Here is a 25,015-nt window from a genome sequence, read left to right on the forward strand (position 1 = left end):
GGTATGTCTTGTCTGCAATGCGGAGTCGGTTGGGGCTTGCGCGCGATTGCGTGCGTTATGCGTTCCCTTCGGGCTGCGTGGCGGCCGTGGCGATCTGCGAAAGCTCGCCGCGCAACTTCTCCGACAGTTCTCTGTTCTTGAGGATTTTTTCAAACTCGCGGCGGAACGTGCCGTTATCGAGCAGGTTCGACTTCAGATCGCGCAGCAAATTGCGCATGGCCAAAAGCGCCTGAAGTTCGGGAATCTGACGCGCGACCTGCTCAGGCTCGAAGTCCTTCATAGAGCGAAACGACAGATTCACCGGCAACTCGGAGCCGTCGTTGGCCAGCGTGTTGTCGGCGGCAAACTTCAGATCGGGCGCGTAATCAGCGAGCACCGCATCGAAGTTGTTCTTGTCGATATTTACCTTCTTGCGCTCGGCGAGCGGCGCCTGCTCGCGCCCCGCGCTGAAGTCGCCCGCCACCAGCAGCTTGAGCGGCAGTTCGACTTTCTTTTGTGCGCCGCCCGTGTGCAGGTCGAGGGTAATGGATACCCGGCTTTTTGGAATTTCCCGTTGAAAGCTGTCCATCAATAGTCCTTAATAGAATCACTACATTATGAGCAGGGGGTGGCGGTGATCGAACATGCGCCAAGGTGGCCTCGTTCGCCGCGCGTCATAGGGCCCATCCGCCTCTCATGGGCGGCATCTTAAACAGCTGTTCAAGGAACTGCAAACGAAATGACTTGGCTTAAGGATTCGAGGCATAAGGCTGCTTTTAGTCAGTCAATGATTCGATCGATATGAATCTCTAAGATAAGTCGCGCCGGTTTTGAGAAAACTACGAATTACAGGTACCGTTGCGCAGGGAGTTTGATGGCGTTTTGGACGCGTAGGCGATGAACGTGCATTCAATCGCTGTTCTATCGGTATACGAAATAATCGCTGAACTATAGAATCCGTGACCGATGGAATTCATGAGCAGAGCGTGGACCCAGCCGCGCACACGAGTCCATGGGTTCGCACGAGTTCATTGCTCAACCACTCAACCGTAGAATAAACCCTTGAGCAGCACGTTCTTCTCCTCATCTCTACGCGACAACTCACCAGATCGCGACGCAGGTTTGCCGACTATCGCTCTTGCCTCATCCGGCGCCTTGTGCGATTTGTTGCGCAATACGGCATTGCTCGTCGCCATGCTCAGTGCAAACGGCCAGGCCGAAGCACGCTCTGTGATGCGTTCGCGCTGCGATCAACTGGTTGCTCAATTTGACGCAGACTTGGCGCGCCGGGGTTATGCCCGCGATGTCTGCGAGGATGCGCTGATGGCCCAGTGTGCGTTGCTCGACGAGATTGCGCTGCGCCATCTCGGCGAGCATGACAAGGTCGAGTGGGCCGCGCGGCCTCTGCAAGTGAGTCGATTCAACAAGCATGACGCCGGCGAGTTCGTCTTCGAACGCCTCAATGCGCGCATGCACGAGGCGCCGCCCAACGTCGATCTGTTGGAATGCTATGCCATGATGCTCGGCCTGGGCTTCATGGGCCGTTACGCACTTGAAGGGTCGGCTAAGCGGGATGCGCTTATTGCACGCCTGACTGCGCAAATCGCGCCGCTTCGCCCTGCCAGGCAGCCGGGCGTGCTCGTCGATCGGCAAGCACCGCGTCCGGGCGACTGGTTTCATCGCGTCTTGCCCTGGGCCATCGCCGGGCTGTGCGTCGCGATGACATTGACCGTCTGGCTGGCGTGGCGCATCGCGCTGGACGCCCAGCTCGTCTCGGTCATCCCGCAGGCAGTGAAACCGTGATCTCGCTACACAGGCTGGGCTATCCCGCGCGCTCCATCGTCGCGCTTGGCGCCGCGCTCTCACTTGCGGTGCTCTGGCTCGTAATGCCGTTTGTTCGCGAGCTGGCGTGGGCGCTGACTTCCTGTATCGCGCTTGCCGCGCTGCTCGCCATCGGATGGCGCACATATGGGCTCGAACGGGCGCGCACGCATAGCGCGCGCGTGCTCGACGCGCTGGGCGCCGCCACGGCCGACGTACCCCTCAACCTGCGCAGGCGCATGCCGCTCGTGCTCGTGACAGGCGATGCGTTGCCCGCGCTCTTCAATCACGACAGCGGCACCGAGCGGCTCGTCTTTATCGGCGATGGCGCGCTGTGGGTGCGTGTCGATCACGCCCGTGACCTGCCGCGTGTGGCGCTCGCCATGCGACAGTGGCGCGACGGCCAGGCGCCCGATGGCGTGGTGCTCAGCGTTGCCCCGGCCTTGCATGCCGATGCCGACTCGCTCGCGCAGTCTTTGCGCGTAGTGCGTCAGGCGCTTGCTGATGCGCAGCGCCTGGCCGGCGCGCGGCTGCCCGGCTACGTCGCCGTCTATCAACGTCTCACGCGCACGGCGCCCCGCGCAGACAGTCCTGCGCAATGGTACGGCGCGTCCACCAGCACATCGCCTCTTGACGCACATCGCTTGGAAGCGGTCTTGCAAGCCGCCGAGACCGAGGCGCGGCAAAACGCCTCCGATCCCGCCGCCGGTGAGCTTACTGCGGGACTGGCCGCGCTCGTCGGCTGGACGCAGCGCACCGTCTTCGGCACGCTGACCGACCCGCGCCAGCCTGCCGCGCCGTGGCCGCTTCACGGCGCGGGCTGGATCGACTGCGGACCCGCGAGCGATGCCAGCAAGCCGTGGGAGCAAGACGTGCGGATAGCTACGCGCATCGCGCCGGCGAGCGTGGCGGCCTCACCCACGCCGTGGCCGCTGCCGCAGCCCTTGATCGAGGCGATGCCGCGGAGCAGGCGCCTGTCACCGCGCCTGGCTGCGCTCGCGCACGCCATCGCCCTTGCCGCGCTGGCGCTGGCCGCCGCATGCTGGGGCGCGGGTCGGAACAACGCCGCATTGCTCACGCGCGTCGGCGCGGATCTAAACCGTTATGAAGCGATTCCCGTCGAACACGACGCCGCCCGCCGCGACGCGCTTAAGGCCTTGGTCGCCGATCGCGATGAAGTGGAGCGCTACGCTCGCACGAGTGTGCCGCTGCGTCTGGCATTGGGGCTGTATCACGGAGCGCGCATGTTGCCGCCGCTGAATGCGGTCATCGCTTCTTATCAGCCGCCGCCACCGCCGCCTGAAGTCGTCACGCTGGACAGCATGTCGTTATTCGACAGCGGCCGGGCGCAGCTCAAGCCGGGCTCGAACCGCGCGCTCGTGGCCGCGCTAGAGATGATCAAGGCGCATCCGGATAAGCGGATTCTGGTCGCAGGCTATACAGACAACGTGGGCGGTGCGACGAGCAACCTGCATCTGTCGAACGCGCGCGCAGCGGCCCTGCGCGACTGGCTGGTCGACGCCTCCGGCATCGCGGCCACGCAGTTCGCCATCCAGGGTTATGGCGACACGCGCCCGATCGCCTCCAACGATACGCCCGAAGGCCGCGCGAAGAACCGCCGAGTGGAAATCACGCTGGTGCCGGACACCGAGCGGGTGCACTGACGTTTTGAATCCCCGGAGCAAAGGCTTCGGGATCTTGAGGCCAGGAAATCTTTCCCGGTCTTGGTTTGTAGTACTAAGAGGAGTAGAAAAAAATGGCAATTCCCGCCTATATGTGGCTCAAGGATGACGGCGGCGCCGACATCAAGGGTTCGGTCACCGTTCAGAACCGTGAAGGCAGCGTGGAAGTCGTCGCGTTTGACCACGGCATTCACATCCCCACCGATGGCAACACCGGCAAACTTACCGGCACTCGCGTGCATGCGCCGATTACCTTCACGAAGGAAACCGACGCGTCCACGCCATATCTGTACAAAGCGGTGACCAGCGGCCAGACCCTGAAGTCCGTCGAGCTCAAGTGGTACAAGATCGACGACGCGGGCAAGGAGAAGGAATACTTCAACACCAAGCTCGAAAACGTCAAGGTCGTGGCCGTGCGCCCGAAGATGCTCGACATCAAGATTCCCGACTTCGAGAAGCACAACCACCTCGAAGAAGTGGAGTTGCGCTATGAGAAGATCACCTGGGCGTACAAGGATGGCAACATCATCCATGCCGACACGTGGAATGAGCGCTCGTAATACGCGCGCTTGAGTCGCACGCGGGCCGGGTCAATCGATCCGGCCCGTTCGCTGGTTCGCTTGCATCGGACAGGACGATCCAGCGTTCGCACTCTTCCCACCCTCCGCCTTTCTTCCGTTCTCTGAGCTTCTCCCCGTTATGACCTTGCGCGATTCGACCCATCTGCTCCGCCGGCTCAATCCTCATTGCGCGCGCACGCTGGAAGCGGCCGCGAGCCTCTGCCAGACGCGCCTTGCCGATGAAATCACCGTCGAGCACTGGCTGCTGAAACTGATCGAAGCCGACGAAGGCGACATTCCGGCGATCCTGCGCCACTACGAGATCGACATCGACGCCGTCTGGAACGCGTTGCTCGCCGCGATCGACCGTTTGCCGCGCCATCTGCGCGGCATGCCCGCGCTATCCGTTCAACTGGCCAGCGTATTGCAGGATGCGTGGAACATCGCCTCGCGCACGAATATCGATGGCACGATCCGCTCGGCGCATCTGTTGCAGGCGATTCTCGGCGCGCCCCATGTGCTGCGCACGCAAGACGCGTGGCCGATTTTCTCCCTATCGAGCGTGCAAATCGAGCGTCTGGCGCCGCGTCTGGGCAAGCGCTCATGCGAGAACCTCCCTGAGGAGCCCGAAGCGGCGGAGTCGGAATCGGATGTGCCCGCCATGAACGCGCAGACGAACGCCGCGGGGCGCCAGACCAACCCGGCACCGGCGGCCATGCCACGCTCGACCGAAGGCGAGGCGCTTGCCCGCTTCGCCATCGATCTCACCGAAAAAGCGCGCGGCGGTGATATCGATCCGGTCTTCGGGCGCGATCGGGAAATCCAGCGGATGATCGACGTGCTGGTGCGCCGGCGCAAGAACAACCCCATCCTCGTAGGGGAGCCGGGGGTCGGCAAATCCGCGCTTGTCGAAGGACTCGCGTTGCGCGTGGTGGACGGCAGCGTGCCGCGGCTCTTGCGCGAGGTGCGCATCCTCACGCTCGACCTGGGCTTGTTGCAAGCCGGCGCGGGCGTCAAGGGCGAATTCGAGCAGCGGCTCAAGAATGTGATCGACGAAGTGAAGGCTTCGGCCACGCCGATTCTGCTGTTCATCGACGAAGCTCATACGTTGATCGGCGCGGGCAACTCGGCTGGCGGCTCCGATGCCGCCAACCTGCTCAAGCCCGCTTTGGCCCGCGGTGAATTGCGCACCATCGCGGCCACCACCTGGACCGAATACAAGGAATATTTCGAGCGCGACGCCGCGCTTGAACGGCGTTTCCAGATGGTCAAGGTCGAGGAGCCCGACGACGACACCGCCTGCCTGATGCTGCGCGGACTGGCGACGCGCTATGCCACGCACCATCACGTGCATATCCGCGACGAAGCGCTCGTGGCGGCCGTCAAACTCTCGCGCCGCTATATTCCCGCGCGCCAGTTGCCCGACAAGGCCGTCGATCTGATCGACACCGCCGCCGGCCGTGTACGCATGGGGCTGGATACGCCGCCGGCCGAACTGCAACGCGCGCGCGCCGCAGTGGCCGCACTGAAACTGGAACGCGCGACGCTCGATGCGGATGAACGTGCGGGCGTCGATGACCTCGCGGCCCGGCGCGACGCGCTCGACGCCTCGATCGAGCAAGCGGCTGAGGACGCCGATCGGCTCGCGGCGCACTACGAACGTGAGTTGTCGCTCGTGCGCGCGCTGCTCGAACAGCGCGGCGACGGCAGCGCGAAACCGCCATCCGGCGCGCTCGCCCAGGCGCGGCGCGCGCTCTCTGAAGTGCAAGGCACAACGCCCCTCATCTTTGCCGACGTCGATGCGCAGGCGATTGCGCGGGTGGTCGGAGAATGGACCGGCGTGCCGGTGGGCAATCTCGTCGAAGACGAACTGGTGAGCTTGCTCACGCTCGGAGAACGCCTCGCCGAGCGCGTCGTGGCGCAGGACGATGCGCTTGGCATGCTCGCGCAAAGCCTGCGCACCGCCAAGGCCGGGCTTAAGAGCGAACATGCGCCGCTGGGCGTGTTTCTGCTCGCCGGACCGTCCGGCGTCGGCAAGACCGAAACGGCGCTCGCGCTCGCGGATGTGCTGTTCGGCGGCCAGGCCGCGCTCACGACCATCAACATGTCGGAATACCAGGAAGCGCACACGGTGTCGCAACTGAAGGGCTCGCCGCCCGGCTATGTCGGCTACGGGCGCGGCGGTATTCTCACCGAAGCCGTGCGCCAGCGGCCTTACAGCGTCGTGTTGCTCGATGAGATCGAGAAGGCGCATCGCGACGTGCTGGATATCTTCTATCAGGTGTTCGATCGAGGCACGATGCGCGATGGCGAGGGCCGCGAAATCGACTTCAGTAACTGCGTGATCCTGATGACGTCGAACCTGGGGAGCGCGCAGATCGATGAAGCGACGACGGACAATCCCGAGATCGCGCAAGCCGCGCTGCTCGATGCGATTCACGAGCCGCTTGTCAAGCACTTTCAGCCGGCCTTGCTTGCGCGTTTCCAGACGCTTGCGTATCGGCCTCTGAACGTCGACGCCATTGCCGCCATCGTGCGTCTGAAGCTCGAGAAAATTGCCGGGCGTCTCAAGCGTCAGCACGATGTCACGCTTTTGTGTGAGGACTCGCTGATCGCATCGCTGGCGCAGCTGTGCCTTGCACGAGAGTCGGGTGCGCGCAGTGTCGATGCCTTCCTCGATCAGCGCATTCTGCCGGCCGTTTCGCAGGAGTTGCTCGCCCGCATGACCTCTGGCGCGGCGCCCGCCGCGATTCATCTGGCGAGCTCGGAGGACGGTAACCTGACGATTGAGTTCGTTGAGCGTGAGGCGGTGCCTTACGTAAGCGTAGGTGCCAACTAAGTTCGGGCAGGCAGATACGTGTTTTCGCTGTCCGTTTTGCCTCGTTAGGTCGCGGGCGGTAGAGAGTCCAGGGTGGAATGCAAGTGCACCGCATGATAGGAAGCGACGATGTACGAATTGAGATCGCGCCGAGCTTCACCGTGGTTAGCGCTTGCCGTCCGTCGGCCACCGCGTTGTCGGACACTGCCGCAGGCACCGCACTGCGCGTCACGACCCGAGTTCGCGCGTGGCCTCTTCGTTGAGATATCCAAACTGGTTGCCTTGGCCGATGTGCACGATCCGACTATCGTGCGCTCGGACTTGCGCGGTCGGGCCAATACTGTATTCGAAGGCCCAGCCCGGCTGGTGGGCGAGACGATCTGGGCATCGGGCGAAACGCCTTCGAGAACTTCTATCAATTCGCCGACCGTCATCATGTCACTCATCCTTCTTTCCAAGCGAGTGCGTCGTTCGATCACGGCGACAAGACCAGATAAGAGGGTCATCTAAACGAATGCGAATCCTATCTGCCGTTGGAAAATCGACATAAAGATCAGAGCGTTCCTGTACATGTATGAGCGCGCTCGATCGCAGGAAAAACGTTCATGCGGTACCTGTCGATGCCATGGTCGAATGTGCAGGGGACTCGCTCGCCTCAAGCACTGCGCGATGATTTGAGCTTTTTGTTCGTCGCCGATACGCCTGCAGATGTCCCCTATGGAAGCGCTCATGTTGGCCGCCGCCCAAGCAAGTCGTGGCGGAGATATCTGCGTGCGTTTTGGTGCGATCGAGTCAATCGATCAGCGGTATGGCGGCGGAAAATGGAGCATTTGCGGGCCATCAACAAAGCTTGGCAAGCAGAACTTCGGCGGGGAAACATTTAGTCCATAGTGCAGTCGGCGAAATATGTTCAAAGCAGCTTCGCAACGGCATCGAGCCACTGCGCGTTTCGTTGACGTCCAATGCTATTTCCTTCGTTGGCGAAATTTCCGCGGAGGACCAGCTTGCGTATTGCGCGCGGTTGCATCCGCTGTTCGCGCGGGCGGGCCGCGTGACGTTAGACGAAGCCGCCGAGCATGACTGGGCGTGGCGCAGCTATCCGTTGCCCGGAGCGGGCGCGCTGATGCCCCGCTCGATCAGCGCGCCGTCGCGGACAACATAGAATCGGTCGCGATGCTCGTACTGTCCGGGCGGCATCTCGGTTATCTGCCGGAGCATTTCGCCGCCTCGTATGTCGAGGACGGCCTGCTCGCCCCGCTGAACGAACAGACGATGCGCTATCGCGTCGCGTTTCAGATGGTCACGCGCGCACGGCGGGACCGCGGGGAACGACGCGAGGTTCTCGATGCGTTCATCGACGATATGAGCGCAGCGCCTGGGTGCGAGGGAAGCGCATTAACGTATCAGAGAGGTCCTGGAGATGTTCGATTCCATCGTCGAGAAACTGGAGGGTTCCATCGCACCAGCACATGCAAGCGCCGGCAGTCCGCTGGCCGAACGCGCCTGGCCCCTCTGACAAGGATTGAACGAATGGCATTTTCGACGGCCCACATGATCGCCGCTGGCGTCGTCGGCGCAGTCAGGGGGCATCGCTCAAGCCGGGCTTTTCGCCTACAAGAAGTTTCTCAATAAAAAATTCAGTCCGCGAATTAACCTCATCGTTCCGGTCGCCTTCGTCGTTGCCAGCTTCAGCGAGCCGGCAAGAGGTCCAGAAAATCATGACGTCGGTCTCCCTGGCGATGCAGCAGAAGTATGGAGACAAGCTTCAAATTCTTCAAGGCCGGTCTCCTGCAAGCGTGGGCCTCACCGACGAGTCCGCTTGTAACCTCGTGGCTGACTCCTACGAACGGATCGCCACACTGCCGCCCGGCGAGGCCGGCCCGGCGTTGCGGGGCATGCTGGCCATGCGCTGATCGCGGCGTCTTCGCCGGGCTGCTCCACCGAGCCGCACGGCGTGTCATCACCCGTTGATCACATCTGCGCCCTTCGGCACCTTGAACTTGAAGGTATCGCCCTTCATCGGCGGGTTCTTCTGGATGTTCAGGGACGTCAGCAGCGTGAGGTTGCACGGATACGTCGTGCAGTTCCATCGATTGCGGATTGCCGTCCTTGAACCGGATGCAGACCGTTTCGAACTGCGTGTCCTTCGCCTTCCGCGTCAGTTCCAGCCAGTCGATGCCGCATAAGAAACCAACCTCTCTGTCTATTCGCAAGCCAAGCTCAACACCATTGCTCGACGGCTCAACGAACGTCCATGCAAGACATTAGACTTCGATACACCGGCTGAACGATTCCATCGGGCTTGTTGCATCGACCGGTTGAATCCGCCGTCGGAAGTCGCCGATGTGGGACCAGTAAACCGTCGCATGCGCTCATCGGTCGCGGCAATTGCCATTGCCGCACCATAATACGGACGAGTGTGCAACGGCCCTGCGCATGACGGCTACGATTGCTTTGCGGTACGCAACGATGTCAAAGGGTCCGTGAGCGCGTTTTCCAGCCGTGCCATCGCCAGGTAGTTCTGGCTGCCGTCGATCCATTCCGCGTAGGTCCACACAGAAGCATCTTCACCGTATGGCCCAGTTGCCGGGCGCAGAAAGCGGGCGTCATGCGGGCCAATGGCATGCTGGTGGCGTAGCTGTGCAGCATGGTGTAGGGCCGGCGGTAGCGGATGCCAAGGCGTTTCAGGATGGGCGCCCAGTAAACCCGCTGGAACGGCTCTTCGCTATGCCACGGCTTGCCCGTGCGCGGGTCGTGGAACACGTGGCCGCACACCACTGAATCTAGCCAAGCAAGGCCCACACTGCGCTACGATGCGTCTTTCCCTAAACTAAAAATTGTATGGCTTACTTCAGCGCCGGCGTCGAATACGCCCTGCACTGTTTGCTGTGGATCGCGCGCCCGACGCAAGCGCGCGCCAGCAGTCGGGACTTGGCCGAGCTTCAGGGCGTGCCTGTCGCTTACATGGCGAAAATCTTCCCGAAGCTCGAAAAGGCCGGCATTCTTCAAGCGTCGGAAGGCATTCGCGGAGGATATGCGCTCGCCCGGCCCGCAAAGCGGATCTCCGTGCTGGATGTCGCCGATGCCATCGATGGCGAGAAGCAGTTGTTCGATTGCCAAGAGGTACGCGCGAGGTGCGCGCTGTTCGAAGGCGACGCGCCGAGGTGGGCGAGCAACGGTGTCTGCGAAATCCACGCAGTGATGCTTCGAGCGGAAAAGCTGATGCGCAACGAACTGGCCGCGACGACGTTAGCCGACCTGGTCAACGGCGTCGCGAAGAAAGAACCTGCGCGGTTTGCGCAACACGTCATTGATTGGTTCGATGCCCGTTCTGACGCACGTGATCAGGCGCGTCAGGAGGGCGTCACGAATCGCAGGGGCAAGCCACGCGCGTGAGCGCCTGTCCTGATTCGCACAGCGACGGGACACAGGCAGACTGCTGCCCACCGTCGCTTTGTTCGATCTCCCTGCGTTACAGCAAAACGGATAACGTCCTTTAGACCAGTCGCCGCGTGGGATCAGCAGCCAGGAACGCTTCGTTGCGATCGGCGCGAGGCGGATAGATCCACGCAGTGTTGATCTGCCGCTTAAGCTCCTTCGCTTGCGCTCCGGACAGTTTGACTTTCCGATCCCAGCCTTCGGTAAGTACGGCGCCCCATGGTCCGAGGTCCAGACACGTGACGTAATTGACTTGATCGTACGGAATAGTGGGGATGCCAAGCAGATCGGCTGCTGCATTGTGACCTGCGGAGCGTCCGAGATTCATGGCGTGCTGGCATGACATCAGCGCGTGATTCCCGGCGTCGTCCGTTGCGGCAAAAGCCGTATCGCCGGCTGCAAAGATTCGTTCCTGACCCACGACTCTCAATTCAGGCGTGACATGCAGCCGGCCTTGCCGATCGCGCTTCGCGTCGATCTGTTGCGTGAGTGGACTCGCTTCCAGGCCAGCGGTCCAAATAACCGTCGCGCTGTCGATGCGCGATCCATCGGCCAGGCGCACACCCCGTTCATCGATCTCCGCAACGCCTGCGCCGAGTCTGAGCGTTATGCCGAGTTCGTGCAATGCCTCTTCGATGACCGGTCGAGGTCCCATCCCCATATCTGGCCCGATGACCTCGGCGCGCTCGACGATGATGACGTTCACCTGCGCATCGCTTCCAAGGATTTGCCTCAACCGGGCCGGCATTTCTGCTGCGGTTTCGATTCCGGTGAATCCGCCACCTGCTACCACGACGGTGTTGCGTGCAGGCGTATCGGGCAGATCGACTAGACCGTCGAGATGGCGTTGCAGGTCCTGAGCCGCAGCAAGGGTATCGTTGTTGAACGTGTGCGCATCGAGGCCGGGGATGTTGGGTTTGGCGAGCCGGCTTCCGGTCGCAAGGACCAGTCGATCGTAGCTCATCGACGCGCGTTCGCCACTCGCATTGCGATAGACGACGCGGCTATCGGCTGCATCGACTTGCTCGGCATATCCGGCCACGAACGTCACACCGACAGCCTCGAACAGATCGTTAAGCGGAGCAGAGACGCCGGACAAATCGCTCTCATAGAACCGGGGACGCACGTTCAGGCGCGCCTCGGGGGCGAGCACGGTCACATCCAGTTCATTCGAGCGGCCGGACAGACTTGCGGCACGGGCAGCCGACAGTGCGCTCCACATACCCGCGAAGCCAGCGCCAACGATAAGAAGTTTTTTCATAGAAGGGATTTGATCTGCAATAAGTGATGCGTCGGATCGGCTCTGGGCATTAGGCGCGAGTTACGGAGGCGCATGGCGTCTCCTGACGGTCGTTCAGCACGCCGACTCGATCAACGCGGACTTTATCAGTCCGTGTAAGAAAGTGCAATTGCGCCTGAGATTTGCAATGGTGACTCCTTGCCATCGGTCGATGTCGAAACGTGCGGACTCAGTCAGCAAAGGGGCGGTTGGGTTAGAACGTCGGTGTAGATGCGCGAATGCTTTCGGCTGATGTCGGCACGTGCCCTAGAACGTCGGCCCGCGTCACTGCTTACATAAGCGAATTCAGAGTCGGCTGACTGTAGTCATCTTTTAGGATAACGATAATTTGAGGTTGGCTTTATCGCACGAAGCAGTGAAAAAGAATGAATAAAGGTCTACACAAGGTAATTTTTTGTCGCGTGCGCCGCATGCTCGTCGCGGTTGCTGACTTCGCCGCCTCGCATACGAGCGAGCCGGGCAGTGGCGTGGGCGCGGCTCAGGCATTGAACGGTCGCTTTGGCGCTGTGCCGGTTTTGCGCAGAACCGCGTTCGCCGCGATGCTGCTGCTTGGCACCGTCTCGACGATGGCCGATGCGCAGATCGTCGCCGCACCGGGATCGGGCGCACAGGTCATTCAGACACAGAATGGGCTGGATCAAGTGAACGTCGCCCGTCCGAGTGCGGCCGGCGTGTCATTGAACACATTTTCACAGTTCGATGTGCCGGGCAAAGGCGCGATCCTGAACAACTCGCCGACCATTGTCCAATCGCAACAAGCGGGCTACATCAATGGCAATCCGAATTTCGGGCCAGGCCAGTCGGCGGGGATCATCGTCAACCAGGTGATGAGCAATGCGCCGTCGCAACTGCGAGGCTATCTCGATATTGCGGGATCAAGAGCCGAACTGGTGATCGCCAATCCGAACGGCATTGTGGTCGACGGCGGCGGCTTCATCAACACGTCGCGTGCGATCCTGACGACGGGCACGCCGAACTTTGGCGCGAACGGCAGCCTATCAGGCTTCAACGTGACGGGCGGCAACATCACGATCCAAGGCGCGGGGCTGAATGCGAAGAACGTCGATCAGGTTGATCTGCTCGCTCGCGCAATTCAGGTCAACGCCGCGATCTACGCGAACAACCTGAACGTCATCGCCGGCGCGAATCAGATCGATCACAACACGCTGTCGGCGACGGCAATCGTCGGTAATGGCGCTGCGCCAGCGTTGGCGATCGATGTTGGCGCGCTGGGCGGGATGTACTCGAATCGCATCTTTCTGGCGTCGAACGAATACGGCGTCGGTGTGAGCACACGCGGGGTGCTGGCCGCGCAGGCGGGCGACTTGACGCTGCAATCGAGCGGACGACTCGTGCTCGCCGGACAAACGAACGCAAGCGGCACGATCAACGCGAACGCGCGTGACGGCATCGACAATAGTGGCACGACCTACGCGCAAGGCAACGTAAGCGTCGCCACGGGCGGCACGTTGTCGAACAGCGGCGTGCTGGCCGCACGGAACAATACGACGGTCAACGCAGGCAGCGTCGCCTCATCGGGCACGCTCGGCGCGGGCGTCAACGCCGATGGCACGATCGCCAACTCGGGCGATCTCAACGTGCTGTCGAACGGCGCAATAACCGCGACCGGCCGCAATGAAGGCGGCGGCAACACCGTCATCCAAGGCGCTGCCGTCAACCTCGCGGGCACCAATACGTCGGCCAATGGCGCGCTGACGCTCGCAGCCAACAGCGGCGACCTGAACCTGGCGAGTGCCACTACGACCGCTGGCGGCGCGTTGAACGTGACCGCCGCCGGCACACTGGTCAACGATGGCGGCAAGCTATCGAGCGGCGGCGCGATGCAAGTCGCCGCGGGCGGCATTCGCAACGCGGGCGGTCAGCTCGTCACGCAATCGACGCTCGACGTCAACGCGGCCGGTGCGCTCGACAATGGCCAAGGCGTGATGCAGGCAGCGGGCCGCGAGACGATCCGCGCGGGTTCTGTCGATAACACCGCGGGACGCATTGCCTCGCTGAACGCGGACGGGTTGAGTATCACCGCGACCGGCGCGCTCGTGAACGGCGCGGGCGGCACGATCGGCACCAACGGAGCGCTTGGCGTTTCGGCGGGTACGCTGTCGAACCAGGGTCAAATGAACGCGGCGGGCAACGCGACGCTCAACGCGCAGAGCATCGACAATCACGCGGGCAGCGTGGTCGCTGGCGGCGCACTGAATGCGACCACAACGGGCGCGCTGAACAATGCGGGCGGCACGCTCTCCGGTGCGACGACGACGGTCTCCGCTGCATCGATCGACAACACGAAAGGCGGCATCAACGGCGATGCGCTCGCTGTGTCCACGCCGGGCGCGCTGGTCAATCGCGGCGGCAAGCTCACGCAGTACGGCGCTGGCGATCAGACCATCAGCGCAGGCGGCGCACTTGACAACACCGGCGGCACGATCGCATCGAACGCGAACAATCTGAGCGTCAACGGTCAGAGCATCACCAACGACGGCGGCACGATTCAACACGCGGGCGCGGGTGCGCTGACGGTCAAATCGAACGGCGCATTGTCGAATGCATCGGGCACGATCGTGACCAACGGCGCGCTCGCGCTCCAGGCCGCGCTTCCACTGAACAACGCGCAGGGCGCGATTCAGGCGGCACGCCGCGCGGATATAGCTTTCCTATTCTCAAAATTCCTGGGTTTGGGGCAAAGAATGCAAAGCATTAAGAAAAAACATCGGAAGAAGGTTTGGGGTTGTTTCGTGTTTGTGTTTGGAGTGACGATGATAATCGTTGCTGGTTTGATAAATCCATCGAAGGCGGATAGCGAAGCCCGCTTGGCTGTGATGACTGCGGATATGCATAACGCACTGGTAGCAGGGGGTAGTATTCAGTCCACATACTCCAATGCTAAATTTGGTGGGGCGCTGCTGATTACGAACATACATGCTGCGTCGTGGAAGCAGAACCTAGCCGAAACCTATCGAGACATTTTGATAAGTCGTGGTTGGCGGCAACAAGAATCGTCCATAAATCAAAGCACGATACTGTGCAAAGACGGAATTCTTGCACGAATCGATGTCGCTCCGACGATTGATGCGACGCGTGGTCCTGCCCAGTTGGTGTACGGCTTCTCGATGTCTTACAACCTGAGTACACGCAGAATCTGCTCACGATAGTTGACCGGTACAATCGGCAGTTGCATCCGGATGAAAAGAAGCGGATAGCGGACAAAGCCAACGGAGACAAGGCCGAAGAGAAGAAGCTGACGCAAGCTGCGTGTTATGCGGTGAAGTGCTGGGCGGAATATCCGCAAGGCAGTGACGCGTACAACGCGAATTACGTGAGTCAGCTCGAAGCGTCGCAGCTCGGGCCGGAGCTGGCGTGGGTGAATAACCAGAAGGAAGGGGGGTTGTTCAATTACACGCCGGGGCAGAAATTCATGGATATGGTGATGAGTGATCCGCTTGGCGTAGGGAAGGATGCGGCCAAGGCTGGCCTCGGTGCATTAGTCACTGCAGCTGGCGTGAGATATTGCGCGACGGGGTTGCGTGTGGCGTTGGCGGCGCGATGGCCGTGTCCGGAGCCAACGATGTAGCCACCGGAATGAGCGGCCTCTATAACCGATACAACGCGATACCCGAATTGGGAATAAATCCGCTACAGATGGCATTCAACTACGCCTCGCCAACATGGGGTAACACGCTTTATGACGTGGCATCGCTAGCCGTGGCGATCGCCGCGTTGACTCCTCCCGTTCCACTGAAGATGGGCTGGTCAGATGGGCTAAATCGTCCCGCCAGCATGTTCGACGTGACTGTTACAAAGTTCGGCAGCACGACTACGATCCCGGTCGTGAATTGGGTAATTCCGGGCGACGTGAACGCGGCGATCCAAACAATCAATGCTGGCACGAAGGGTGCAAAAGTCGAAAACGACGCCCGCGGAGCAGGGAAGCAAAAATGAACTGGAAACGTTTTTATGCGACCGTGCAGACCATCTGCGTCGTGTGGGGCTCGGCTATTGGCGCCGGAACAATTATCGCGATGCTTGCGACGGGGTTGTGCCGATTTGCGTTCAATCTCGATGAACAGCCTGCAATGCTCTTCGTTTTTTGTCCGCTGTGCCTAGCGCTTGTGATCTATTGGGTTCGGAGGTTGCCGTCCCGTCTGCGAAAAGCCGGAATGATCAGTGATAAACCGGAGAAGTTCGGCCCTTGGTTCAAGAACTGAACTTGATGCAAGAAGACCTTCGTAGCCATCGATCTAGGTTTGTCGTTTGTAGCATTGTTCAAACTGGCAGAGCGATGAGCCCTCCCTCGACAACGTGAACGCATACTCGGTCACAGGATCCTGCCCGGCGTGTTCGAGCCATCGCCCGGTGCGCCGGAGTTGGGGAACGCACAGGGCAGTGTGAGTGCAATGCACGGGCGTTCGAGCAGAAGCGAAATCTGGTGATTGGCTCGATCACCGTATCGAGACCGTGATTCTTAGTAGATAGCATGAGAAACAGGAAAAGGCTGGCGGCTTTGCCGCTCACAGCCGTAGTAACACTCGCCGTTCACGCACAACAAGCGCCAACACTAGCGGACCAAGCCGCTGCGGCACGCGCCAACGCCGAGCAGAATCAGCAGATTCAGCAACAACGTGAAGCGCAGCAGCGCGACGCCGCTGTGCAAGCGCCGACGGTGCGGTCGACTGTTCCGGCAGCCGGTGTCTATCCCGACCTGCCGAACGAATCGCCGTGCTTTCGTATCGACACATTCGCGCTCGATACGCCCGCGACGTTACCTGAGGCGGTGCGCGGTAAGGCCGCGTCGTCACTGCCGCTGGACCCCTTCGCGTTCGCGCGTGAATGGCTCGATCACTACAAGGGGCAATGCGTCGGCAACGACGGCGTGAATCTGATCACCAAGAGCCTGCAACAGGCGATTCTCAGCCGTGGTCTGGTTACGACGCGCGTGCTGCTGCCCGAACAAGACCTGTCGAGCGGCACGCTCAAGGTTGCGCTGGTGCCGGGGCTCATCCGAGAAGTGCGGTTCGAAGATCCCGTATCATGGGGCACTTGGAAATCCGCCTTCCCCGCGAGACCCGGCGACGTACTGAATCTGCGCGACCTCGAACAAGGCCTCGAACAGATGAAGCGCGTCGCCAGTCAGGACGTCGCGATGAAGATCGAGCCCACCAGCGTGCCCGGCGAAAGCGATGTCGTGCTCACGCTCAAGCGCTCGAAGCCGTGGAGCTTCGTCGCATCGGTCGACAACTCAGGCAGCCGCGCGACAGGCAAGCTCCAAGGCAACGTCAGTCTCGGCATCGACAACCTGCTCGGATTGAACGACATCCTGACGCTCGGGGCCAGCCAGGACTTGTACTTCAAGGAAAAGGCGCTCGGCTCGCACGGCTTCAACGGCTCATATTCGATGCCGTGGGGCTACTGGACGGCGACGTTGTTCGGCAACACGAACACGTACTACCAGCAGATCGCAGGCGTGACCCAGACCTTCGTGTCGAGCGGCAATTCGCAGTCGGCGGGGTTGAAGCTGGCCCGCGTGCTACGCCGTGACCAGAACGATGTATTCGGAAGCTATGTGCAACTGTCGAAGCGCTTCGGCGTGAGCTTCATCGACGACACTGAAATCACGCTGCAACACCGCAACAACACGTTGTTCGAAGCGGGACTGACCGATCGACATTACTTCGGCGGTGCGCAGTTCGATGGGACGCTGGCGTATCGGCAAGGCATCGGCGGGCTGGGTGCGACGCCGGATCCGGCATTGCCGCCCGACGATGGCGTCATCGCACAGACGCCCGCGACCAAACCAAGCGGCCCGACGTATCGTTTCCGCATGGCTGTGTTTGACGCGAACCTGTCGGTGCCGTTCGCCGTCGCATCGCAGGCGTTGCGCTACGTCACGACGTTCCACGGCCAATACACGAACGATACGTTGTTCTATGTCGACGACTTGACGATCGGCAGCCGCTACACGGTGCGGGGCTTCGATGGTGAGCAGATGCTGGCAGGCGAGAAAGGTTTCTATTGGCGCAACGAGTTGCAGGCGCCGATCGGCAAGACCGGCCAGTCGCTCTATGTCGGCATCGACTACGGACGCGTGTTTGGTCCGAACACCGCGTATTTGGCGGGCACGCAATTGGTCGGTGCTGTAGTTGGCGTGCGAGGCGGCATCCCGGGCAAGTATGCGGGACTCAGCTATGACCTATTCGCAGGAACGCCGATTCACAAGCCATCGGCGTTTGCGACTTCCCGCGTAACCGTCGGCTTCCAGGTGATGGCGCAACTCTGAGGAAAGACCGCATAGAAGGCGCGATCGAGCATCGTCAACGCACAACGAACAAAAGGGCGGCGATAGTAGTCGGGCAAAAGCGCGGCTTATCCCGCTCAAAATCCGTGAAGCGGCATGGCCTGGAGCGCCATGCCGCGCTCGCAACCTTCGGGCGGTCTCCGCTAGTCAAACGTCCCTTGCTTCACCGCTAAAACCGCTTGTGCGCCTCCAGCGCAATTCAGTCGCACGCAAGCGCCGCCAGATTAACGAGCCTCCGCTTTTGCGCCGCATCGACCGAGCGGGGCTGCTCGATATGACCAATAACCGGCCGATGCGCCTCGCTCACGCTTATCCTGTTTCCTGGTGCAAAGCTGGAAAATCCTCTACGAATTCCGTGGTCTCGCCTCTGGCCTATTCCAGCCATAGCTTCACACCAGCGTGTGAAAGCCAGCCGCGCACTTTTGTGACGATCGACCCCACCCGCATAACGCCCACGATCTACCCAAGCAACCCAAGCTGCCCCACATTCGTAACGGGCTTCGCAGGCACACGCTGCCGCGTCCCGACGCGCTTCTCCGCAACCACAACCGCTTCCTGCGCCACCAGACTAAACGACGGCCGCGCATCACACGCGACCCACTCAAGTTCCCCCGACGCGATCCGCCTAGCAATCAACGCATAAACATCCGCATCGAAGGGCCGCAACTCGGGCGCATCCGCGAGCACCCCAGCAATGCCATCACGCGCGCCGCACGTACCCACGTAACACCATCGATCGATCACATGCCAGGCCTCGCCTCCCGTGCCCGCATCGTACTCAGCGATCGCAACCGGCCCCTCATGCGGCCACCGCACCACGCGCGCGTGTTCCAGCGCATCCAGCGCCCGCGCCGCGTGCTCCGCAAGCGATTCCGCACCGGCACACGCGCCCAGACAACGCCTCACCTGATACCCGAAGCACCCGCGCAGTTTCCCCGGCGGCGCTTTCTCGATCCCCAGCGTCGCCGGACACAGCTTGTGTTCATCGGCGAGATGACGCATGAACGCATGCGCCTTCGCACGCGACGAAAACACGCCAAACAGATGCGGCTCGCGCGACAAATCCCGCTTGCTGGCGCGCAACAGCGTCGGCGCGGGCGCACCCGGTAGCCATTGCCACGCGCACGTCGCCGCTGCGCGCTTCAGCAGCCGGTTGTGTACCGGCTGCAACTCTTTCACGAGCTTCGCTTCCAGCAACAGCGCGCCCAGTTCCCCGACGGTCTCCCGGTAATCGATCCGCCGTATCGCCTGCGATATCGACAAATCCTTCGCCAGCCGATGATCCCCGGAAAAATGCGCCCCCACACGCTGCTTCAGGTTGATGCTCTTGCCGACGTAAAGCGGCACGTCGTCATCGCCATGAAAGAGATACACGCCGGGCGACGACGGGAGCGCATCCAGCGCGCCTTCGGGCAGCGCGGCAGGCAGACTCGCGCGCCTGACGAGCGCCTTCACGGCGGCATCGACGAGTTCCTGCGAATAAAGCTCGTGGATCTTCTGCCAGAACTGCCAGAGCAGATCGGCATCGGCCAGCGCGCGGTGGCGTCCTTGCGGCGCGAGGTTCAGCCGCGCGATGAGCGCGTCCAGCCCATGCCGCTCGACGGAGGGAAACAGCGCGCGCGACAGCCGCACCGTGCAAAGCGTATCCGCGCGAAACGCGATGCCCGCGCGGCGAAACTCGTTCTTCAGAAAGCCGTAATCGAAACGCGCGTTGTGCGCGACGAAAAGCTTGCCGTGCAGCCGCTCGGCGAGTGCCGGCGCGAGCGATTCGAAACTCGGCTGGCCGCGCAGCATCGCATCGTCGATGCCGGTCAGACGCGCGACGAACGGCGGCACCGGCATGCCCGGATCGACGAGCACGCTCCAGTGCTCGATGCCCGCCGTGCTCGCTTCGACCACGCCGATCTCGGTGATGCGATCGGCGGTGGCGTCGCTGCCGGTCGTCTCCAGATCGACGAAAACGATCGGGCGCGCGAGACCGGCGAGCAGGGCATCGGCGAGGGAATCTTCTTGCATGAACGGCAACGGAGGCATAAAACGCGAATGAGCGCCGAGTCTAGCGCGAAATGCAAAAGCGCATGCATCGCTCAAGCGCAGGTCCGAGCCTGCCGTTAATCCGATTTGAGCAAGCGCGCTGCGATGCGCCGGCGTGATCGCTACAATGGCGGCCTGGTTTCTGTTTTTTAGGTATATCGACATGACTTACTGCGTGGGCATGTGCGTGGACGAGGGCCTCGTGCTCCTGTCGGACACGCGCACCAACGCGGGCGTTGACCACGTCAGCGCCGCTCGCAAAATGGCCGTTTTCGAACAGCCCGGGGAACGCGTCATCGTGCTGCTTGCAGCGGGCAATCTCGCGCTGACGCAGGCCGTCACGCAACTGCTCGCCGAACCCGCCGGCCCCGACGCGCCGACGCTCTACAACTGCGCGACGATGGCCGAGGCCGCGCGCATCGTGGGCGATGCGGTGCGCGAGGTGCATCGGCGCGACGCGATGTCGCTCGCGGAATTCAGCGTCGACTTCAATTGCAGCTTCATTCTGGGCGGGCAGATCGAAGGGCAGGGCCCGCGCATGTTCATGGTCTACGCGGCGGGCAATTTCATCGAATCGACGCGCGTCTCGCCGTATTTCCAGATCGGCGAATCGAAGTACGGCAAGCCGATCATCGACCGCGTCATCACGCCTGCCTCCCCGCTCGACGAAGCCGCCAAATGTGCGCTCATCTCGATGGACTCGACGCTGCGCTCGAATCTCTCCGTCGGTTTGCCGCTCGATCTGCTGGTGTACGAAAAAGACTCGCTGCGGGTCACGCGCTTCGCCACGCTCGACAACAACAGCGCCTACTACCAGATGATCAACCGTAGCTGGGGCGAGCGTCTGCGGCAGCTTTTCGGGGAGATTCCGAATCCGTCGTGGACCGATCTCGCCGACGTGCCGCTGCGTCCGCGCGAGACGCGCGCAACGGTGCCGCGGCTCGTCATCGGCGATGTGCCGCCCGGCGGGTCGGACGCGCCCGCGCAGACGCTCGCGCAGGACGTCGAGGCAGCGGGCAACGCGCCGCAAGATTGAGTCGGCCTAATGCGCCTCGTCCGCGCATTGCAGCGGCTGGCCGATGCGCTTTCTGATCCCCTGCATCGTGCGCGGCGAATCCACCAGCACGGCGTCGATGCCGAGACACGCGGCGGCGCGATAAGCCTCCGCATCGTCGACGCCGATTGCCATCACATGCGCATCGCCGCGCGCGCGGAAGCAGGTCATCGCTTGCGGCGTCCATAGCTTTGCGTTCACCGCTGAACGCGCTTCGCCCAGCGTGAACGTCTCGACCAGTTCCATTTTTCTCGACCACTCGAACGCTGCCCACGCGCCGGACGGCGGCGGGCTGCAATCATGCGCCAGCGCGACGTTCGCAAGCCGGGCACGCGTCGCATCGCGCGATTCGAACAGGCGCGCGCGCGGATAGGCCGCGAACGCCGTCTGATACGCGGCATCGGTGGAATACAGCAGCGTGCGATCCCAGGCGTGCGCCTCGTCGAGCACGCGGGCCACGGCTGCCGCCTGACGGTCGGCGGGCAGCGCTCTCATGTCGAGCATCACGGGAATCGACGGCGGAATGGCGTTGAGCGCCTCCGCGAGCGTCGGAACTCGCAACGGATGCGCGCGATACGGATACGTCGTCGCGCCGTTTGCATCGGCGCTCGCGAAGTTGAAGCCGGCGTTCAGCTGGGCGAGCGCCGCGAACTCCATGTTCGCGACCGTGCCTCGGCCGTCCGTGTTCGCCGATAAATCCGCCGGGCGATACAGCACCGGCACGCCATCGCGCGTCAGTTGGACGGACAGCCAGATCGCGTCCGCGTGGTGTTCCAGCGCGCCGCTGATCGCGAGCAAGGTGTTCTCGGGGAAATCGGCCGCGCCGCCGCGATGCGCGACGATCATCGGCAAAGACCGTGCAGCGTCGGCATGACGCGGGAGCGCCTGAGACGCGCAGCCGGATATCAATGCGGCAATGGCGCAAAGCCAGAGCGAAGCAGGCGCACGTGAGGTCATCCGAAGCACTCCGCAGGACGGGTATCGAGCGAGCCATTGTGCATTCACTCGCGCGGCTCAACTCGCCTGATCGGTTGCAAGCGGCAATTCATCGCGGATAGAACGGCAAGCACAAAAAAAACAGCCATCGGAAACCGATGGCTGTTTGAGATGCTGCTGTCCGCAGACGCGGCACTCGCGTGCCACGTCTGCCGGTTGTCAGTTCTTATTAGAACTTGTGGCGCAGGCCGATCAGGACGAGCTCCTGGTGGCTGCGGCCGCTGTCGAAGCCGAAGTCGCTGATCGAAGCCGTCGCGCCGACCGTCGACGAAGTGCCGTCGGCGTTCGTCACGCGCTGCGTGCCGCTTGCGTGCTGGTACGCGCCGACAGCGTAGACGTCGGTGCGCTTCGACAGGGCGTAATCGGCGCCCAGGCTGACTTGGTGGTAGTTCGCCGACGTGTCGCCGCTTGCGTGCGTGTACGTGTAGCCGAGGCCCAGCAGGGTAGCCGGCGTCAGCTGGAAGTTCACGAACGCGTTGCCGACGTTGAACTTCTCTTGCTCCTGGAACAGCGAGTTGCCGTCGTTCTTGTACTGCGCGAAGCTGTACGACGCGCCAACCGTGAACGGACCGAAGGCGTACTGGCCGGCGCCGCGTGCGATGCCGATTGCGTGTGCCGTCGAGTAGCCGCTGTTGATCACGCTGTTGAACAGCGAATCCGACGACGGGCTGTTCCAGCCGGTCGCGCGGTTTGCGCTCGGGTTGTTCACGTACAGGTAGCTGCCGGCCACGCCGAGCGGGCCGTTGTTATACGTGACCGCGCCGCCCCAGGTCTGGCCCTGGCCGGTCGTGCCTGCCAGGTTGCTGAAACCGTAGATGCCTTCGAACTGGAAGCCCGAGAACACCGGCGAAACGTACTTGACGGCGTTGCTCACGCGCAGGCTGTTGTCGTAGTTGTCGACGTCGCCCGGGGTTGCGAACGCTGCGCCCCAGTAGTTGTCAGCCGTGAGGCCCTGAACCATGTCGACCGACGGGTCATATTGACGACCCAGCGTGACCGTACCCCACTGGTTGCCGCTCAAACCGACGAAAGCCTGACGGCCGAACTCGCGGCCACCCTGGTTCAGACGGCCCGTGCCCGGATCGAAGCCGCTTTCCAACTGGAACAGCGCCTTCAGACCGCCGCCCAGATCTTCCTGACCCTTCAAGCCCCAGCGCGGACCGGACAGCGTGCCGTTGACCATGCCGAACAGGTGGTCGCCAGCCGCATTGGCGTGGCTCACATAGGCCAGGCCGGTATCGATCACGCCATACAGCGTCACGCTCGTTTGTGCCTGTGCTGCGCCAGCTGCGCCGAGCAAGGCCAGCGAGAGGGACGTCAGTGCGAATCGTTTCATCGAATTCTCCACGCGAATGATTAATATCGTTGTTACCGGCGCAGAGAATAACGCAACGTTTCGTAACTTAAAAAACGAAAAAAATAGAGTGTCTCGAAAAACACACACAGTTGCCGAACGCCCGCCCACGCACGTTCTGCGGCAATTCGGCAGTTGTTTTCGCGACGACAGTGGCGCTCATTGAAAGTTCCGCAGGGAGTTTCCCGGAAGACCGGGCGGTATTTCTTCCCGGCAGATTGTTCGCGATTTCATTGATAAACGGCAAGCGCGCGATTCGCCTTTAGCCGGGTCTTCAATCCCTGCGAGACGTATCGTGCTTCGAGAGCAGCGCGACCGCCATGCCCGCGCTTGCCGCGACGAACACCGCGCGCCACGGATGCCGTCTCACTGCGGCGTTCGCGTGCGAAGCCTTGCGGCCCGCGCCTACCATCGCGACGGCGGTTGCACGCGTGGCCGTCGATTCCGCCCGCGCGATCGTGCGTGACAACGCGACCGCCCGCGCCACCGCCGATGCCTTATCGCGCCGGGGAGTCAGCGCGCCGGCATTCGTCACGGCGGCAGGAGGCGCGACGGGACGCGGGGCGGCATCGCCGGAAGTCGCTGAAGTAATTGGAGCCGCCGGCATGCCGACGCGCGTCGAGCCGGCGAGCATCGAGCCGATTTTCGCGCGGCTGCCGGGCGGAACGCGTCCGCCGCTCTGCACGCCGCCGGGGCCGCGCGGATCGTGCATCCGCGCGCGCGCCGCCGAGAACTCCGCGCCCAGCAGCAGCACAGCCGCCGAGAAGTACAGCCACATGAGCAGCACCGCGAGCGATCCCGCCGCGCCGAACGCGCTCGCCGTGCCCGCGTGCGTCAGATAGAACGCGAACAGCTTCTTTCCGGCAGAAAACAGCAGCGCCGCGACGAGCCCGCCGACGAGCGCATCGCGCCAATGGACCGGCGCGTCGGGCAGAAACTTCAGCAGCGCGCCGAACGCGACGGTCAGAATCGCGAGCCCCACGACCAGTTGCACGATGTCGCCGATGATGACGAACGGCGAATCGCCCCACAGCCACATGCCGACCGCCTGAATCGCCGTATCGAGCACGAGCGAGACGATCAGCAGAAACGCGACGCCGAGCACGAGTCCGAACGACACGAGCCGCACGCGCACCATCGCCATGACGCTCGAGCGTTGCTCGCCGGTCAGCGGCCAGACGATGTTGAGCGCCGTATTGAGCGATGAGAACGTCGCCGATGCGCCCACGGCCAGCAGCACGAACGAGATGATCGCGGCGATCCCCGTGCCGCCGCTGCGATGCGCGTTCTCGACGATGCTCTGCACGCCCGCCGCCGCCTGATCGCCGATCAGCCCGTTGACCTGATGGAACAACTGCCCGCGCGCCGCTTCGGGTCCGAAGACCCAGCCCGCGACGGCGATCACCATCACGAGCGTCGGCGCAAGCGAGAAGGCCGAGTAGAACGCGATGCTCGCGGCCATCGCGGCGCAGCGGTTCTCGGAGAACTGCTTGAGCGCGTTCATCGCCCACGACGCGTCTTTCTTGACGGCTGCCTCTAGTTTTTGCGTGGAAACGGAGCTCATCGTGGTCCTCTCGAGTGGATCGGATCGATCTCGGCAAGGGTCGAGCCTCGCGCGGGCGTCCGCTTGCGGTAATTGCACCCGTTCGAGCAGGTTTCATTCCAATTC

20 protein-coding genes and 2 pseudogenes are annotated in these 25,015 nt (G+C 62.3%); 14 read left to right on the top strand and 8 right to left on the bottom strand.

Going from position 1 to position 25,015, the window contains the following annotated elements; genetic code table 11:
- Positions 1–55: 55 nt before the first annotated feature.
- Entirely contained in the window at positions 56–568 is a 513-nt protein-coding gene (tssB, locus tag LDZ21_RS14855) for a type VI secretion system contractile sheath small subunit (protein WP_244795590.1), read from the bottom strand.
- A gap of 473 nt (positions 569–1,041) precedes the next feature.
- On the opposite strand from tssB, the gene LDZ21_RS14860 reads away from it, so the two are divergent.
- The 5 genes from LDZ21_RS14860 (at position 1,042) to LDZ21_RS31305 (ending at position 8,022) form a co-directional block, all read left to right on the top strand.
- Positions 1,042–1,782, top strand: a complete 741-nt coding sequence (locus LDZ21_RS14860) for a DotU family type IV/VI secretion system protein (RefSeq protein WP_244795591.1) — start codon at positions 1,042–1,044, stop codon at positions 1,780–1,782.
- A gap of 83 nt (positions 1,783–1,865) precedes the next feature.
- Entirely contained in the window at positions 1,866–3,464 is a 1,599-nt protein-coding gene (locus tag LDZ21_RS14865) for an OmpA family protein (RefSeq protein ID WP_404981094.1), read from the top strand.
- A gap of 92 nt (positions 3,465–3,556) precedes the next feature.
- The gene (locus LDZ21_RS14870) at positions 3,557–4,042 is read left to right on the top strand and encodes an Hcp family type VI secretion system effector (protein ID WP_244795593.1); all 486 of its coding nucleotides are present in this window, start codon (positions 3,557–3,559) and stop codon (positions 4,040–4,042) included.
- Between the two features lie 139 nt (positions 4,043–4,181).
- Positions 4,182–6,881: a type VI secretion system ATPase TssH gene (tssH, locus tag LDZ21_RS14875; protein WP_244795594.1), complete on the top strand. Its 2,700-nt coding sequence runs from the start codon at positions 4,182–4,184 to the stop codon at positions 6,879–6,881.
- Between the two features lie 787 nt (positions 6,882–7,668).
- The gene (locus LDZ21_RS31305) at positions 7,669–8,022 is read left to right on the top strand and encodes a hypothetical protein (RefSeq protein WP_309775565.1); all 354 of its coding nucleotides are present in this window, start codon (positions 7,669–7,671) and stop codon (positions 8,020–8,022) included.
- Between the two features lie 417 nt (positions 8,023–8,439).
- Here the strand turns inward: LDZ21_RS31305 and LDZ21_RS14885 are convergent, their stop codons facing one another.
- Positions 8,440–8,580 carry a hypothetical protein gene (locus LDZ21_RS14885; RefSeq protein WP_244795910.1) on the bottom strand — a complete coding sequence of 47 codons (141 nt, stop codon included), beginning with the start codon at positions 8,578–8,580 and terminating at the stop codon, positions 8,440–8,442.
- Between LDZ21_RS14885 and LDZ21_RS14890 the strand changes: the two genes are divergently transcribed.
- Positions 8,579–8,773, top strand: a complete 195-nt coding sequence (locus tag LDZ21_RS14890; protein WP_244795595.1) for a hypothetical protein — start codon at positions 8,579–8,581, stop codon at positions 8,771–8,773. The genes LDZ21_RS14885 and LDZ21_RS14890 overlap by 2 nt on opposite strands.
- Positions 8,774–8,820: 47 nt before the next feature.
- On the opposite strand, the pseudogene LDZ21_RS14895 reads toward LDZ21_RS14890, so the two are convergent.
- Positions 8,821–9,046, bottom strand: a pseudogene (locus tag LDZ21_RS14895) (outer-membrane lipoprotein carrier protein LolA); the annotation flags it as partial.
- Positions 9,047–9,052: 6 nt separating this feature from the next.
- Here LDZ21_RS14895 and LDZ21_RS31410 point away from each other — a divergent pair.
- A pseudogene (locus tag LDZ21_RS31410) lies at positions 9,053–9,182 on the top strand (IS30 family transposase); the annotation flags it as partial.
- Positions 9,183–9,701: 519 nt separating this feature from the next.
- Positions 9,702–10,256, top strand: a complete 555-nt coding sequence (locus LDZ21_RS14905; protein WP_244795596.1) for an RrF2 family transcriptional regulator — start codon at positions 9,702–9,704, stop codon at positions 10,254–10,256.
- 100 nt (positions 10,257–10,356) lie between these two features.
- On the opposite strand, the gene LDZ21_RS14910 is transcribed toward LDZ21_RS14905, so the two are convergent.
- A complete protein-coding gene (locus tag LDZ21_RS14910) occupies positions 10,357–11,559 on the bottom strand; it encodes an NAD(P)/FAD-dependent oxidoreductase (protein WP_244795597.1) in 1,203 nt (400 codons plus the stop codon).
- 404 nt (positions 11,560–11,963) lie between these two features.
- Between LDZ21_RS14910 and LDZ21_RS14915 the strand changes: the two genes are divergently transcribed.
- The 5 genes from LDZ21_RS14915 to LDZ21_RS14935 all read left to right on the top strand — a co-directional run bounded on the left by LDZ21_RS14915 (position 11,964) and on the right by LDZ21_RS14935 (position 17,890).
- Positions 11,964–14,768 carry a two-partner secretion domain-containing protein gene (locus LDZ21_RS14915; RefSeq protein WP_244795598.1) on the top strand — a complete coding sequence of 935 codons (2,805 nt, stop codon included), beginning with the start codon at positions 11,964–11,966 and terminating at the stop codon, positions 14,766–14,768.
- 20 nt (positions 14,769–14,788) lie between these two features.
- Positions 14,789–15,187 (top strand): hypothetical protein, encoded by a 399-nt coding sequence (locus LDZ21_RS14920; protein ID WP_244795599.1) that lies wholly within the window; start codon positions 14,789–14,791, stop codon positions 15,185–15,187.
- A gap of 8 nt (positions 15,188–15,195) precedes the next feature.
- On the top strand, positions 15,196–15,555 hold the full coding sequence (locus LDZ21_RS14925) for a hypothetical protein (protein WP_244795600.1): 360 nt from the start codon (positions 15,196–15,198) through the stop codon (positions 15,553–15,555).
- Positions 15,552–15,821, top strand: coding sequence for a hypothetical protein (locus LDZ21_RS14930; RefSeq protein WP_244795601.1), 270 nt, complete (start codon positions 15,552–15,554; stop codon positions 15,819–15,821). Before LDZ21_RS14925 ends, LDZ21_RS14930 begins: the two co-directional genes overlap by 4 nt.
- Before the next feature lie 269 nt (positions 15,822–16,090).
- The gene (locus LDZ21_RS14935) at positions 16,091–17,890 is read left to right on the top strand and encodes a ShlB/FhaC/HecB family hemolysin secretion/activation protein (protein WP_244795602.1); all 1,800 of its coding nucleotides are present in this window, start codon (positions 16,091–16,093) and stop codon (positions 17,888–17,890) included.
- Positions 17,891–18,367: 477 nt separating this feature from the next.
- On the opposite strand, the gene LDZ21_RS14940 is transcribed toward LDZ21_RS14935, so the two are convergent.
- Positions 18,368–19,924, bottom strand: a complete 1,557-nt coding sequence (locus LDZ21_RS14940; protein ID WP_244795603.1) for a 3'-5' exonuclease family protein — start codon at positions 19,922–19,924, stop codon at positions 18,368–18,370.
- A 181-nt stretch (positions 19,925–20,105) separates the two neighbouring features.
- Between LDZ21_RS14940 and LDZ21_RS14945 the strand changes: the two genes are divergently transcribed.
- On the top strand, positions 20,106–20,978 hold the full coding sequence (locus tag LDZ21_RS14945; protein ID WP_244795604.1) for a proteasome-type protease: 873 nt from the start codon (positions 20,106–20,108) through the stop codon (positions 20,976–20,978).
- Positions 20,979–20,984: 6 nt separating this feature from the next.
- Here LDZ21_RS14945 and LDZ21_RS14950 read toward each other — a convergent pair whose 3' ends face one another.
- From LDZ21_RS14950 to LDZ21_RS14960, 3 genes are all read right to left on the bottom strand, one after another.
- On the bottom strand, positions 20,985–21,953 hold the full coding sequence (locus LDZ21_RS14950) for a glycerophosphodiester phosphodiesterase family protein (RefSeq protein ID WP_244795605.1): 969 nt from the start codon (positions 21,951–21,953) through the stop codon (positions 20,985–20,987).
- A 208-nt stretch (positions 21,954–22,161) separates the two neighbouring features.
- Positions 22,162–23,328 carry a porin gene (locus tag LDZ21_RS14955; RefSeq protein WP_035966011.1) on the bottom strand — a complete coding sequence of 389 codons (1,167 nt, stop codon included), beginning with the start codon at positions 23,326–23,328 and terminating at the stop codon, positions 22,162–22,164.
- Between the two features lie 292 nt (positions 23,329–23,620).
- The gene (locus LDZ21_RS14960) at positions 23,621–24,910 is read right to left on the bottom strand and encodes a YihY/virulence factor BrkB family protein (protein WP_244795606.1); all 1,290 of its coding nucleotides are present in this window, start codon (positions 24,908–24,910) and stop codon (positions 23,621–23,623) included.
- Positions 24,911–25,015: the final 105 nt, after the last annotated feature.

Source organism: Caballeronia grimmiae, from assembly GCF_022879615.1.
GTDB lineage: Bacteria > Pseudomonadota > Gammaproteobacteria > Burkholderiales > Burkholderiaceae > Caballeronia > Caballeronia grimmiae.

Coding starts and splice junctions, on each gene's coding strand:
- LDZ21_RS14935 (WP_244795602.1), top strand. CDS start 16,091: ATGAGAAACAGGAAAAGGCTGGCGGCTTTGCCGCTCACAGCCGTAGTA.
- LDZ21_RS31305 (WP_309775565.1), top strand. CDS start 7,669: ATGGCGGCGGAAAATGGAGCATTTGCGGGCCATCAACAAAGCTTGGCA.
- LDZ21_RS14960 (WP_244795606.1), bottom strand. CDS start 24,910: ATGAGCTCCGTTTCCACGCAAAAACTAGAGGCAGCCGTCAAGAAAGAC.
- LDZ21_RS14925 (WP_244795600.1), top strand. CDS start 15,196: ATGAGCGGCCTCTATAACCGATACAACGCGATACCCGAATTGGGAATA.
- LDZ21_RS14885 (WP_244795910.1), bottom strand. CDS start 8,580: ATGATTTTCTGGACCTCTTGCCGGCTCGCTGAAGCTGGCAACGACGAA.
- LDZ21_RS14945 (WP_244795604.1), top strand. CDS start 20,106: ATGACTTACTGCGTGGGCATGTGCGTGGACGAGGGCCTCGTGCTCCTG.
- tssB (WP_244795590.1), bottom strand. CDS start 568: ATGGACAGCTTTCAACGGGAAATTCCAAAAAGCCGGGTATCCATTACC.
- LDZ21_RS14950 (WP_244795605.1), bottom strand. CDS start 21,953: ATGACCTCACGTGCGCCTGCTTCGCTCTGGCTTTGCGCCATTGCCGCA.
- LDZ21_RS14870 (WP_244795593.1), top strand. CDS start 3,557: ATGGCAATTCCCGCCTATATGTGGCTCAAGGATGACGGCGGCGCCGAC.
- LDZ21_RS14940 (WP_244795603.1), bottom strand. CDS start 19,924: ATGCAAGAAGATTCCCTCGCCGATGCCCTGCTCGCCGGTCTCGCGCGC.
- tssH (WP_244795594.1), top strand. CDS start 4,182: ATGACCTTGCGCGATTCGACCCATCTGCTCCGCCGGCTCAATCCTCAT.
- LDZ21_RS14930 (WP_244795601.1), top strand. CDS start 15,552: ATGAACTGGAAACGTTTTTATGCGACCGTGCAGACCATCTGCGTCGTG.
- LDZ21_RS14910 (WP_244795597.1), bottom strand. CDS start 11,559: ATGAAAAAACTTCTTATCGTTGGCGCTGGCTTCGCGGGTATGTGGAGC.
- LDZ21_RS14865 (WP_404981094.1), top strand. CDS start 1,866: ATGCCGTTTGTTCGCGAGCTGGCGTGGGCGCTGACTTCCTGTATCGCG.
- LDZ21_RS14915 (WP_244795598.1), top strand. CDS start 11,964: ATGAATAAAGGTCTACACAAGGTAATTTTTTGTCGCGTGCGCCGCATG.
- LDZ21_RS14905 (WP_244795596.1), top strand. CDS start 9,702: ATGGCTTACTTCAGCGCCGGCGTCGAATACGCCCTGCACTGTTTGCTG.
- LDZ21_RS14890 (WP_244795595.1), top strand. CDS start 8,579: ATGACGTCGGTCTCCCTGGCGATGCAGCAGAAGTATGGAGACAAGCTT.
- LDZ21_RS14955 (WP_035966011.1), bottom strand. CDS start 23,328: ATGAAACGATTCGCACTGACGTCCCTCTCGCTGGCCTTGCTCGGCGCA.